Here is a 13,598-nt window from a genome sequence, read left to right as displayed (position 1 = left end):
ACTAACAAATTTTTATGAAATTGACTTGGTTGGTTACAATAAAAACTAGGCACATATAATTGCTTATTGTTATTTACAATACGATAAGCGTAACGCTTTTTCAACCTTTTTCAGTTTTGACAGAAATATCAGATAATTATAGAACAAAAGCGCAGAGCGCCGGTTAGCGACGTACGGACTGGACTGAACCGCAGGACCAGAGTAGGCTTCGAAGCTTTACCTCGCACGAAGAAAATCGTTCTATATTTTCGAGGAGATAAAGGAAACATGCCCCTGCATAAGGCGTATGTCGACGTTGGACGGCAAGTCCGCTCTTAGTCGACCTTCAACAAATCTGGAGTCGATGTTGACTTATCGTGTCATGAGGTGAGGGAAGTCTCGCTTGGCTTTAGCGCTGGAGCTAGACATCTTCAAATTTTTAAACTTTCTTACCTAATAAAAAATCAAGCGTTTACAAGGGGGGATTCGATGAATGATTTAAAAACTGAAGTTGATACTTTTCTTACATATTTAAAATCGGCGAGCACTGCACAAAAGTACTTGGCTAATTGTTATCATAAGTTAGGATTAGCTGATGCAGAGGCAAAATCTTATCAGAATAGCTATCGTTTCCTCTATTACCTTGAACACGGTCAAACGTTCTATGCAACTGCTAATCAGGCAGCGACAACAACGCAGCCAATTTTATCTTTTTATGGTATGGTTCATTTAATTAAAGCATGTTTAATGACAGTCCGCCCAGACTATCCGGAGAATACAACAATGCTTGCCCATGGCGTGTCGACCAGAAAAAGAAAAAAACAGCAATATTCCTTTTTGCAAGATGAGGTAAAGGTCCAACAAAAAGGGTTATACCCTTACTTCGCAAACCATTTATTTCACATTAAGCAACTAGACTATGACAAAGTTGACATGAATCGGCTCCTCGCTACCATTCCCGAGATGAATAAATTATTCCGTTTACACCGGGAGAAAGACATGGTACTAAAAGTAGGGAACCTTCATGATAAAAGCTTATATTTTCCTGAGCAATTATTAGATGAACATCATGCTACAGAAAACTACTTCATTAATAAATTGCAGCATTATTTACCGAATGTTTGTAAAGCAGAAAAACAAGCACAGTCTATTGCGGTTGAATTGGCTTTGCCATTATCTCCTTGTTGTAACGGTCCTTGTGTTTTCCATTTAGATGAATCAAGCTTTTATTTTCCTAAACAAAAACATTATATTTCGACTAACAATGAAATTATGAATCACTACTTATTATTATATAATTTGAGTATGATCTCGAGATATGAGACAGAATGGTGGGGAGATTTATTACACACGATGCCGAATGAGGATTATCCTTTTATACAAAAGTTCTTAGCGATCACGAATGACAAAATTCCTCGATTACTCGGCTATTTTATGTATGAAAAAGCAAAAGGGACAAACGATTTGGTTACTTAACCTAAATCGCTGTCCCTTGTACCATGTTTATTTATTCTTGATCATCTGTTTCTACTTGTTCCACATCTGCCAGATCGTCTTCTAATTCTTCTTCGACTTCATCCTCTGTTTCAATACGTGCAACAGAGGCAACATATTCGTCGTCTTTCAGGCTAATCAATTTAACCCCTTGTGTATTACGGCCTGTTACAGATATTCCTTCTACAGGCATACGAATTAATACACCAGAAGCGGTGATAATCATAACATCTTCTTCTCCAGTAACCGCCTTAACAGCTACGTTCTTACCAGTTTTATCTGTTAAATTACTCGTGAAGATTCCTTTTCCTCCACGATTCGTAATGCGATAATCTGCTGCAGGAGTCCGCTTTCCAAATCCGTTTGTTGTCACATTCAACACTTGCAGACCATCTTCTATGATTTCCATCGATATCACCTGGTCATCGCCTCGTAAAGATATTCCTTTTACGCCTGCTGCTGTACGACCCATAGAACGGATTTGATCCTCTGGGAATCGAATTAAGTAACCATTTTGTGTACCTATCATAATGTGCTTGTTACCATCGGTCAATTTAACAGAAATTAATTCATCTTCTTCTCGTAAATTTACGGCAATTAACCCGCCTTTACGAATATTGGCAAATTGAGATAAATTTGTTCGTTTCGAAACACCTTGTCTCGTCGTGAAGAATAAGAACCAATCATCGACAAATTCACTTACTGGAATGATCGCATTGATCCATTCATCTTTCTCAATTTCTAACAAGTTAATAATAGGAATGCCTTTTGCTGTTCGGCTAAATTCAGGAACCTCATAGCCTTTTGCTTTGTAGACCTTCCCTTTATTACTGAAAAATAGAATCGTATCATGTGTGGAAGATGAAACGAGATGTTCAACGAAATCATCATCATTGGTACCCATACCTTGAATACCACGTCCCCCACGTCTTTGCACACGATATGTAGATGATGGCAATCGTTTAATATAGCCACGATGTGTTAACGTAATAATAAGATTTTCTTCTGGTATTAAGTCTTCATCTTCAAAGAAGTCAATACCACCAACCACGATCTCTGTACGTCTTTCATCGTTAAATCTTTCTTTTATTTCCATAAGTTCCTCACGAATGATTTCTAATACCTTTTCTTCATCCGCTAAAATTGCTTTTAATTCGGCAATCAATTTAAGGAGCTCCGCATATTCTTCTTCGATCTTCTCACGTTCCAAGCCAGTTAAACGCTGCAAACGCATATCTAATATGGCTTGTGCTTGTTTTTCTGATAATTCAAAGCGTTCGATTAATCCTTGTCGTGCAATATCAGCTGTTTGCGACTGTCTAATCAAAGCAATCACTTCATCAAGATGATCTAAAGCAATCCGTAAACCTTCTAAAATATGAGCGCGTGCTTCTGCTTTCCTTAATTCAAAGGCAGTTCGTCTTTTAATTACGACTATTTGGTGATCTAAATAATATCGCAAACATTCTTTTAGATTAAGAACTTGAGGTTGTCCATTAACAAGTGCTAGCGTATTTATACCAAAGGTTGTTTGCAAAGATGTTTGTTTGTATAAATTGTTTAACACAACATTGGCATTTACATCTCGGCGTAACTCAATAACAACACGCATCCCGTTACGATCTGACTCATCTCTTAAATCGGTAATACCTTCTAATTTCTTATCACGAGCTAGTTCTGCAATTTTTTCAACTAGCTTAGCTTTATTTACTTGGTAAGGAAGCTCTGTCACAATAATCGTAGATTTGCCATTTGCATTCTCTTCGATGTTTGCTCTCGCACGAACTGTTACGGAACCTTTCCCAGTTTCGAACGCCTTACGAATACCACTTCTGCCAAGAATTTGGCCAGCAGTAGGAAAATCAGGTCCGTAAATGTAATTGTCCATCAATTCTTCAATCGTAATATCAGGCTGTTTACTTACTGCTAATATCGAATCAATTACTTCTCCAAGATGATGGGGAGGGATATTCGTCGCCATACCTACCGCAATACCAGACGCACCATTAACTAAAAGGTTAGGAAATCTAGCTGGTAACACAACAGGCTCGCGTTCTGAACCGTCATAGTTATCCTGGTAGTCGATTGTATCTTTATTAATATCCCGCAAAAGCTCCATCGATATCTTTGACATTCTTGCTTCTGTATAACGCATTGCTGCTGCCGGGTCACCATCGACAGAACCGAAGTTACCGTGTCCGTCTACTAGCATGTAACGGTAACTAAAATCCTGTGCCATTCGGACCATTGCTTCATAAACAGCAGAGTCACCATGTGGGTGGTATTTACCAATTACATCCCCAACAATACGTGCGGATTTTTTATATGCTTTATCCGAATGCATACCTAAGTCATTCATCGCATAAAGTATTCTACGATGAACTGGCTTTAAACCATCCCGAACATCAGGAAGTGCTCTTGAAACAATAACACTCATCGCATAGGATAAAAATGATGTCCGCATTTCTTTACCTATATTAATTTCTTGAACTTGTGGACGTTGATTATCCACCATATCATGACCACTCCTATCACCGTCAGAAAAGAGATTCGTTTACATTGTATTCCGTTACTTCCCTTTTTCAATCGCTGTTTCTACTCATTTTGTTCTATAACTACGAAATTGTTATACGTCAAGGTTCTGAACATATTGCGCATTATCTTGAATAAAATTACGCCTCGGTTCTACTTTATCGCCCATTAACATATCAAACACTAAATCGGCATCCATTGCATCTTCTAAACTCACTTGTAGCAAAGTTCTGTTGTCTGGATCCATCGTTGTTTCCCATAATTGGACAGCGTTCATTTCCCCTAGACCTTTATAGCGCTGTAATCCCGGTTTAGGTGCTTTCGGTAATTCTCCTAAGATTCTTTCTAATTCCTTATCATCATACGCGTAATGAATAGCTTTCCCTTGTTGAACTTTAAACAATGGGGGCTGCGCAATATAAATATAACCATAATCGATCAAAGGACGCATATAGCGATATAAGAAGGTTAATAATAGAGTTCGAATATGAGCACCATCAACATCGGCATCTGTCATAATCACGATTTTATGGTACCGGGCTTTTGAAATATCAAAATCTTCGCCAATCCCTGTTCCGAGAGCTGTAATAATCATACGGATTTCATTATTGGATAAAATTTTATCAATTCTTGCTTTTTCTACATTTAAAATTTTACCTCGTAATGGAAGAATCGCTTGGAAATGTCGATCTCTCCCTTGTTTTGCAGACCCTCCGGCAGAGTCACCCTCTACGATATACAGTTCACTAATCTTCGCATCTCTTGAAGAACAATCCGCTAGCTTACCAGGTAAATTCGAAATCTCTAACGCACCTTTTCTTCTCGTTAACTCTCGTGCTTTCTTTGCGGCTACTCGGGCTCTTGATGCCATTAAACCTTTTTCAACTACTGTCTTTGCGATCGTAGGATTCTCAAATAAGAATTTGGAAAATAATTCACTAAATGCGGAATCGGTAATTGTCCTTGCCTCACTATTACCTAGTTTTGTTTTCGTCTGTCCTTCAAATTGAGGATCAGGGTGTTTAATCGATATGATTGCTGTTAGACCTTCGCGCACATCATCACCGGTTAAATTCGGATCATTCTCTTTGAATAAATTATTTCGTCTTGCATAGTCATTAATTACACGTGTTAACCCTGTTTTAAAACCTGATTCATGGGTTCCACCCTCGAATGTATGAATATTATTTGCATAAGAGTATATATTACTAGCAAATCCATCATTATATTGAAGGGCTACTTCTACAGTAATTTGATCTTCTTCTTTTTCTGCATAAAATGGTTCATGCAAAACTTCTCGTGTACTGTTTAAGTGCTCTACATAAGATCGAATTCCACCTTCATAATAAAAGGTTTGCGGTTCTTTTTGATGTCTTTTATCTTCAATCGAGATCGACAATCCTTTGTTTAAAAAGGCTAACTCTCTTATTCGATTTGCAAGAGTGTCATAATTGTAAGTTATCGTTTCGGTAAAAATTTCTGTATCAGGTTTAAATTTTGTACGCGTACCAGTTATTTCGGTCTCGCCTATTATTGTTAAATCTGCTGAAGGAATACCACGTTCAAATTTTTGATAATAAATATTTCCATCACGATGTACAAATACTTCTAATTGACTCGATAACGCATTAACAACGGATGCACCAACACCGTGCAAGCCACCAGATACCTTGTATCCACCGCCGCCAAATTTACCTCCAGCGTGCAGCACTGTCATAATAACCTCTACTGCTGGTCTCCCTGTTTTCTCATGTGTACCAACTGGAATCCCACGGCCATTATCGATAACTGAGATACTATTATCTTCTTCGATCGTTACTTGAATATGATCACAATAACCAGCCAGTGCTTCATCGATACTATTATCAACAATCTCCCAGACAAGATGGTGTAGTCCTCTCTCGCTTGTAGAGCCTATGTACATACCAGGACGTTTACGAACAGCCTCTAATCCTTCAAGAACTTGTATTTGGCTTTCATCATAAATTTGTTCATTTGGTTTATTTTCTTCCATTGCCATCTTAATCACCTACAATTCAGACATATTTCAATTCAAAAATAATTTATTCATCAATTGCTTCTGTATAATCATCAAGCTTACTTAACGTCGCTAGTATACCAGCACGTTTTTTTAACGTTAGCACGGACAAAGGACTAAAATAAATAAAATCCTTTGTAAAGACTACGGATTTTGCATCTAGTTCGGTGGATTCAAATACATTTTTTGCTTTTCTTTGATTTGTAAGCATTTGTTCATTAATCGTTGATGAGTTCACTAATTGATTATCAATAATAGCAATAACATCGTCCGAACGAATAACATTGTCATTTCCTATATGGATAAACATATATTCCCCACTTTCTTAACCGACGATTTTTCCATTCTCTACTCGGAATAACTCAGCTTTTTTTAATGTATCATGCTGTATTCCATCGACACTCGTTGTAGATACAAATGTTTGCACCTTGCCTTGAATCGTATGTAATAAAAGTGATTGTCTATAATCGTCCAGCTCACTTAACACATCATCTAACAATAAGATTGGATATTCTCCCACTTCGCTGTGAATCAGTTCAATTTCTGCAAGCTTCAAGGATAATGCTGTCGTCCGTTGCTGGCCTTGTGATCCATAGGTCTGTACATCCTTTCCATTCACATGAAAAATTAAATCGTCCCGATGTGGACCGAATAATGTTGTCCCCCGCTCTACCTCTCTGTTTTCCAATTCATTAAATTTTTCCATATAGATATTAGCTATTTTTTCCCTATTATCCTGTTCTGATACATTTATGGAAGCATTATACGTTATTTCTAATTTTTCCATCTGTCTGCTTATATTATGGTGGATAGGTGCTGCCCATTTTCGCAACAAATCCAGGAAAATAAATCGTTTTTCTATAATGATTGCTGCATGTTCAATCAGTTGCTCAGTCAAGATTTGCAGCATAACTTGATCATAGGATTTATTTCTTTGGTTGCTTTTTAAAAAATGATTGCGTTGTTTTAATATTTTTTGGAATTGTCCTAAATGATAAATGTAGACTGGTTGAATTTGACCAATCTCCATATCAATAAAACGCCGTCTTACTTGTGGGCTCCCTTTGACAAGATTTAAATCTTCTGGAGCAAACATCACTACATTCAATGCACCGATGTAATCACTAAGACGCCGTTGTTCTAGATGATTTAACTTTGCTTTTTTGCCTTTTGCTGAAATAACAATTTCCAAGGGGAAATTTCGCTTCCGCTTAGAAATACTACCTTCTATTTTAGCATACTCTTTATCCCATTGGATAAGTTCTTTATCTCTAGGAGTTCGATGCGATTTAGTAAACGCTAACACATTGATTGATTCCATTAAATTTGTTTTGCCTTGTGCATTTTCTCCAATGATTACGTTTATTTTATCATCAAATTTGAGCTTTAGATCATCGTAGTTACGGTAATTTTTCAATGTTAATTGATGAATATGCATCAGAATTCCCTTTCTATTCTCGTTCTATAATTAATGATGATTGGGATAAATTAACATTGAAAAAAGAACGATTAGGTTATTTGTGTGAATAGGAAGGATGTTAATCACGTTTGGTCACTTGAAAAGTACCCACTTCATCAATCTCAATATTATCACCAGGGTAAAGCTTCCTCCCTCTTCGATTTTCTAACTCTCCATTTACGTAAACAGGATACTCTGCCAAAAATATTTTTACCATTCCACCTGAATCAATAACATTAGCTAGTTTTAAAAACTGACCTAATGGGATATAGTCGGTATGGATAAGAATTTTTTCATTCATGTAATCACCTTTTTTCTTATGCCTTCTATCTATTTTACTAAACTTTAATTAATAAGAAAAGGAAACGTTAATATAAGGCAATATTAACTTGCTTATGAGACCAATCCTAAAGTGAAAATTCACTAAAAAGGATACTATTACCAAAAATGGTGATAGTATCCTTAAATTTATTATTTAATACGTTCGAACAGGCAAAATTAATTGCAATATATGATCGTTGTCTTTAGGACGAATGATGAAAGGACGCATTGCACCAGTAAACTCAATCTTTACTTCATCACTTTCAATTACTCTTAAAGCATCCATCATATATTTAGCACTAAAAGAAATCTTAAGGTCTTCTCCATCAATTGATTTTGCTGAGACTCCCTCTACAACTTTTCCAATTTCCGGTGTATTGCTGTTAATTTCTAATTGATTGTTAGGCAGTGTTTGCAACCGAACAACATTATTTCTATTTTCTTTTGCAAGCAAAGATGCACGATCAATGGCATGCAATAAATCTTTAGATCCAATATATAAAATCGTTTTACTTTGTTCTGGAATTAGGCGTGATGTTTCTGGATAATTGCCATCGAGCAATCGAGATAAGAAATATAAATGCTTTGTACGGAATAAAATTTGGTTTTCCGTCACACTAATTTCTATTGTCTCTTGTGTATCCTCTAAGATTTTGTTCAGTTCAATTAAGCTTTTCCCTGGTACGACGACGCTTGTTCCTAGCAATGCATCTAATTGGTTGGTTAATGGTACTTGTCTAGATGCAAGACGGTGACTGTCTGTTGCTACAAAATGCAGTTCACTTTCTGCTATTTTCATATGGACGCCTGTTAAAATTGGTCGAGTTTCCACAGTCGATACAGCAAATACTGTTTGTTTAATCAAATCTTTTAACAAATCAATAGGTAGCTCAAAGCTTTCCGTTGCTTGTAGTTGAGGAAGTTGTGGATATTCATCCGCATCTTGTCCGTTTAAGTGGAATTCTGCATTTCCTGATCGAATTGTCACGTTATAATGGTCATCAGATTGTAGTTCAACTATTTTCTCCGGTACTTTTCTAATAATATCCGGAAAATATTTGGCTTGTAATACGATGCTGCCAGGTTCAATCTGTTCTACATAGACGATCCCGTCTTCTTCTTTTGGAATGAATGATTCAATTGAGATATCAGAATCACTACCAGTTAACTTAATTCCTTCTTCCGTTGCTTGAAGTTTAATTCCCGTCAAGATGGGGATTGTTGTTCGGGAAGAGATGGCTTTCATAACATCTTGGACGCTGTCCATCAGTCGATCCCGTTGGATAATAAATTTCATCAAATAATCCTCCTAGTGGAAGTTATATTTATTATTTTTATTAATAAAAAGATAGTAGTAATAGTAATAGGGCCTGTGAATATGTGGATATGTGTATATTTACTAAGTTAACACTGTAAAATCAACTGTGGATAGAATGTTAGTAACTAAGTAAAGTTATTCACGTTATTCACATGTGGATATTTATAAAGATTTTAAACGTTCTTTTATATCCTCAATTTCTCGTTCCAGTTGTTGATCATTGCTGATCATTTTCGTGATTTTCTCATGCGCATGGATGACTGTTGTATGGTCTCTTCCTCCAAATTCTTCTCCTATTTTCGGCAAAGAAAAATCGGTAAGCTCACGTGAAAGGTACATCGCAATTTGTCTTGGAAAAGCGATTGATTTCGTACGCTTTTTAGCAACAAATTCTTCCATTTTAATATTATATTTCCCGCCTATTACTTCTTGAATCGCTTCAATTGTAATAACTCTAGGCTTTCTAGATGGGATGATATCTTTTAAAGCTTCAGCTGCTAAAGATGCATCGACATCCTTATTAATTAACGATGAATAGGCAACTACCCGTATGAGTGCGCCTTCTAGTTCACGAATATTTGTATCAATTTGATTGGCAATATAAAGCATGACCTCATTAGGAATGTCTAATCGTTCTGCTTTTGCTTTTTTTCTTAAAATGGCGATTCGTGTTTCTAAATCAGGTGGTGTAATGTCTGTAATTAATCCCCATTCAAAACGTGAGCGAAGACGATCTTCTAATGTTGGTATTTCTTTTGGCGGTCGATCGCTAGATATTATTATTTGCTTGCTTTCTTCATGTAACGTATTAAAAGTGTGGAAAAATTCTTCCTGTGTTTGTTCTTTTCCTGCTAAAAACTGAATATCATCTATAAGTAAGACATCAACATTACGATATTTATTTCGGAAGTTAACAGCTTTGTTATCACGAATAGAATTTATAAATTCATTGGTGAATTTCTCAGATGACAAATACACAACCTTTGCGGATGGATTATGATCTAATACATAGTGTCCGATTGCGTGCATTAAGTGTGTTTTTCCCAGTCCAACTCCACCATAAATGAATAAAGGATTGTATGCTTTTGCTGGGGCCTCCGCAACTGCAAGTGATGCTGCATGGGCAAACCGGTTACCAGAACCAATAACAAATGTATCAAATGTGTATTTAGAATTAAGCATTGTTTTCGGTGAATCCTCATTTGCATCTTGTTTTACATCAGGTATTTTTTTGATTGCCGGTTTATCATTTGTAATGTCACTTTCTGTTTCAGGGATAATAAACTTTGTTCTTAACTTTGCACCGGTTACTTCAAACAATGAATCAGAGATTAGATCAGTATAACGGCTTTCAAGCCAATCTCTAGCAAATTCATTTGGAGCAGAAATGATTAAAGTATCTTCTTCTAATGAAACAGCCGTAGTATTTTTAAGCCATGTTTCATAACTAGGCTTGCTGATTTTTTCTTGGATCGATTGTAGCGTACTTGACCAAAGTTCTTGAATATTTTCCATCGAATCGTTTCCCCCTCTCCATAGTAGGATTATGGAAATAAAAAACCTCTCGCCATCTTCCGTAATTACTTCATGTGCAGAAAGATCGAAAGGCATCGCAAACATAATTAGGTTGTGGATAAAAAAAGTTATTGCTACGAAGGTTTCATACGTAAATTCATTATTTCCACAATGTTGTGTATAACTATATAAACATGTATGTGAATAGATGTCCACATCTTATCCACAGTTTGTGGATAAGAGATAACTCCATAACACTTTATCCAATGTTAAAACACAAATATAATATCAAATAAATGCAGGTAACGCAATGATTTATCGACAGTTATCCACATTTACTACAACTTGTTGAAAAAATGTATCCACAATACTATATTTTGTTATTAAATTGTCAATAACTGTTGAATAGAGTCGAATGTGGATAAAGTGATTGTGCACATATCATGTGGATAATTAATATAGGTGAGTCACTTATATATTTTCCTAACACAGCTATTCGCATCCATTTATTCTTTGTGGACAAGGTGATCCAACTTTTATTGCATGTGAATGGTTACGAGTTAGTGTTCTGAAATTGACTAAAGTGGAAAAATTTGAATTGTAGCTGGACTAGGAAATTAAGTTGACAAAAATATCTATGGTTACGTATAATATATTGGACTGTCTTGATAGATTGAATTTTTCTATTCCTCAGGGAGGTGTAATAATAGATGAAACGTACATTTCAACCAAATAACCGTAAACGTAAAAAAGTTCATGGATTCCGCACACGTATGAGTACAAAAAATGGCCGTAAGGTTCTTGCTCGTAGACGTAGTAAGGGAAGAAAAGTATTATCTGCATAGACCACTGAAAGCAGTCAGTGGTCTTTTTTTTCTTAAAAAGGTAACTGATCTAGAAGTGTAAATGTATTTAATAAATACGCTCCATGTTTTTAATGCCATTCTTGTGGTAATCCTTATGAATAAACTATAGAACCATGCTTGTTGGAGTGATAACAAATGAAAAAAGTGTATCGCATTAAAAAAAATAAAGAGTTTCAAGTTGTATTTAAATACGGGAAATCTTTTGCTAACCGACAGCTGGTTCTATATTATAAAGAGAAGAAGGAACAACAACATTTTCGAATTGGATTATCCGTGAGTAAGAAAATAGGAAATGCAGTTGTACGGAATCAAGTAAAGCGTTATCTTAGACAAGCATTTTATGAGGTAGAAGATAGAATTATTGGGCACTATGATTTAGTCGTTATTGCCAGAATGCCGGCTAAAGATATGAACTTTCATGAAGTGAAAAATAGTCTTGTGCATTTACTTACGAAAACAAAGTTGTTATCCAAGGAATAAATCTTGTATCCTAATGTCCGAATAAGCAGCGTTTTACGAAATTGATTAATTTAGATGTTGTTCTTTATATATAGATACTTTTTCAAAAATAATGATAAAATTTTATAGGATACATATTCTTAAGCAAATAGTAAGGAGGAAGTATGTTGCGTAACAAAGGCCTACTTTTAATAGTCTTAATTGGGGGACTAGCCCTGCTTTCTGGGTGTACGGATGTAAACCAAGAAATTACAAGTGAGACCACGGGTATTTGGAGCCATTATTTTGTTTATCCATTGTCATGGTTATTAACAGAAGCAGCTAATTTATTTAATGAAAGCTACGGGCTCTCGATTGTTCTAGTTACTATTTTAATTCGATTAGTTTTATTACCATTGAATATAAAACAATTAAAAAGTTCAAAAGCAATGCAAGATATTCAGCCGCAGCTACAAGAAGTTAGAAAGAAATACAGTTCAAAAGATGCGAAGACACAACAGAAATTGCAACAGGAAACAATGGAGCTATTTCAGAAAAATGGTGTGAATCCATTAGCCGGTTGTTTACCTTTAATTGTACAAATGCCAATCTTGATCGCATTCTACCACGCAATTATGCGTACGTTCGAAATAAAACAACATAGCTTTTTATGGTTCCAATTAGGTGAACCAGATCCATTCTTCATTTTACCAATTGTTGCTGCAGGAGCAACTTTCTTACAACAAAAGTTAATGATGTCCGGAACGCCAAAAAGTGATAATCCGATGGCAGCCCAAATGCAAATGATGCTGTACATGATGCCGATCATGATCGGTGTTGTCGCAATCTTTTTCCCATCTGCACTTGCTTTATATTGGGTTGTAGGTAACATCTTTATGGTTCTACAAACACTGTTTATTCGTAGACCAATGATGAAGAATGTTGATACGGGAGGAAGCAAATAGTGAAACAAGTGACTGCTACTGGGCAAACAGTTGAAGAAGCGGTCCAATCAGCATTGCAGAAGTTAAACACCTCGAAGGACCAGATAAGCATCGAAATTATAGATGAAGGTAAAAAAGGGATCTTAGGTATTTTTGGATCAAAGCCTGCGATCGTTAAAGCAACCCTTAAAAAGAACTATATTGACCTTGCCAAAAAGTATTTAAAAGATGTAATTGAAAACATGGATTTGGATGTAAATGTGGATATAGAAATGGAAGATCGACAAGTATACTTTAATTTATCCGGTTCTGAAATTGCTCTATTAATTGGTAAAAGAGGTCAAACGCTAAATGCACTACAATATCTCTTACATTTAGTAGTAAATCGAAATACAGATCAATTTTATACAGTTGTATTGGATGCAGAAGGATACAGAGAACGTAGAAAAGATACATTAGTTAATCTCGCTAATCGTTTAGCTGAAAAAGCTATAAGTACAAAACGAGAGGTAAAACTTGAACCGATGCCATCTTTCGAACGGAAAATTATTCATGCAGCTTTACAAAATGTAAAAATGATTTCAACACTTTCAGCTGGTGAAGAACCAAATCGACACGTCGTAATAAAGCCGTAAAAATAAAATAGGTTACTTAATAACTCGCCTCACTTATTAGTGAGGTTTTTTTGATGTCT

Annotated in this window: 12 protein-coding genes; 5 read left to right on the top strand and 7 right to left on the bottom strand. The window is 35.8% G+C overall.

Going from position 1 to position 13,598, the window contains the following annotated elements; all coding sequences use genetic code 11:
• The first annotated feature begins 468 nt into the window (after window positions 1-468).
• Window positions 469-1,455: a YaaC family protein gene (locus ACI6MV_RS21150; RefSeq protein WP_407272316.1), complete on the top strand. Its 987-nt coding sequence runs from the start codon at window positions 469-471 to the stop codon at window positions 1,453-1,455.
• Between the two features lie 31 nt (window positions 1,456-1,486).
• On the opposite strand, the gene gyrA is transcribed toward ACI6MV_RS21150, so the two are convergent.
• From gyrA to dnaA, 7 genes are all read right to left on the bottom strand, one after another.
• On the bottom strand, window positions 1,487-3,988 hold the full coding sequence (gene gyrA / locus ACI6MV_RS21145) for a DNA gyrase subunit A (RefSeq protein WP_407272315.1): 2,502 nt from the start codon (window positions 3,986-3,988) through the stop codon (window positions 1,487-1,489).
• A 111-nt stretch (window positions 3,989-4,099) separates the two neighbouring features.
• Entirely contained in the window at window positions 4,100-6,019 is a 1,920-nt protein-coding gene (gene gyrB / locus ACI6MV_RS21140; protein ID WP_407272335.1) for a DNA topoisomerase (ATP-hydrolyzing) subunit B, read from the bottom strand.
• Window positions 6,020-6,068: 49 nt separating this feature from the next.
• Window positions 6,069-6,353: an extracellular matrix regulator RemB gene (remB, locus tag ACI6MV_RS21135; RefSeq protein ID WP_407272314.1), complete on the bottom strand. Its 285-nt coding sequence runs from the start codon at window positions 6,351-6,353 to the stop codon at window positions 6,069-6,071.
• Window positions 6,354-6,368: 15 nt separating this feature from the next.
• Window positions 6,369-7,481 (bottom strand): DNA replication/repair protein RecF, encoded by a 1,113-nt coding sequence (gene recF, locus ACI6MV_RS21130; protein ID WP_407272313.1) that lies wholly within the window; start codon window positions 7,479-7,481, stop codon window positions 6,369-6,371.
• A gap of 100 nt (window positions 7,482-7,581) precedes the next feature.
• Window positions 7,582-7,803: a S4 domain-containing protein YaaA gene (gene yaaA, locus ACI6MV_RS21125; RefSeq protein WP_407272312.1), complete on the bottom strand. Its 222-nt coding sequence runs from the start codon at window positions 7,801-7,803 to the stop codon at window positions 7,582-7,584.
• Between the two features lie 174 nt (window positions 7,804-7,977).
• The gene (gene dnaN / locus ACI6MV_RS21120; protein ID WP_407272311.1) at window positions 7,978-9,120 is read right to left on the bottom strand and encodes a DNA polymerase III subunit beta; all 1,143 of its coding nucleotides are present in this window, start codon (window positions 9,118-9,120) and stop codon (window positions 7,978-7,980) included.
• 183 nt (window positions 9,121-9,303) lie between these two features.
• Window positions 9,304-10,656, bottom strand: a complete 1,353-nt coding sequence (gene dnaA, locus ACI6MV_RS21115) for a chromosomal replication initiator protein DnaA (protein WP_407272310.1) — start codon at window positions 10,654-10,656, stop codon at window positions 9,304-9,306.
• Window positions 10,657-11,366: 710 nt separating this feature from the next.
• On the opposite strand from dnaA, the gene rpmH reads away from it, so the two are divergent.
• From rpmH to jag, 4 genes are all read left to right on the top strand, one after another.
• Window positions 11,367-11,501, top strand: a complete 135-nt coding sequence (rpmH, locus tag ACI6MV_RS21110; RefSeq protein WP_407272309.1) for a 50S ribosomal protein L34 — start codon at window positions 11,367-11,369, stop codon at window positions 11,499-11,501.
• 156 nt (window positions 11,502-11,657) lie between these two features.
• Window positions 11,658-12,002, top strand: a complete 345-nt coding sequence (rnpA, locus tag ACI6MV_RS21105; protein ID WP_407272308.1) for a ribonuclease P protein component — start codon at window positions 11,658-11,660, stop codon at window positions 12,000-12,002.
• Window positions 12,003-12,145: 143 nt separating this feature from the next.
• Window positions 12,146-12,925, top strand: a complete 780-nt coding sequence (spoIIIJ, locus tag ACI6MV_RS21100) for a YidC family membrane integrase SpoIIIJ (protein ID WP_407272307.1) — start codon at window positions 12,146-12,148, stop codon at window positions 12,923-12,925.
• Complete coding sequence (gene jag / locus ACI6MV_RS21095; protein ID WP_407272306.1) at window positions 12,925-13,539, top strand: RNA-binding cell elongation regulator Jag/EloR; 615 nt, start codon at window positions 12,925-12,927, stop codon at window positions 13,537-13,539. The genes spoIIIJ and jag overlap by 1 nt, the downstream gene beginning before the upstream one ends.
• Window positions 13,540-13,598: the final 59 nt, after the last annotated feature.

Origin of the sequence: Radiobacillus sp. PE A8.2 (assembly GCF_045635475.1) — a bacterium.
In the GTDB taxonomy this organism is placed as follows: domain Bacteria; phylum Bacillota; class Bacilli; order Bacillales; family Amphibacillaceae; genus JBJGXI01.
The sequence above is the reverse complement of the archived record's forward strand: the minus strand, read 5'-3'. Positions and strand labels throughout refer to the sequence as shown.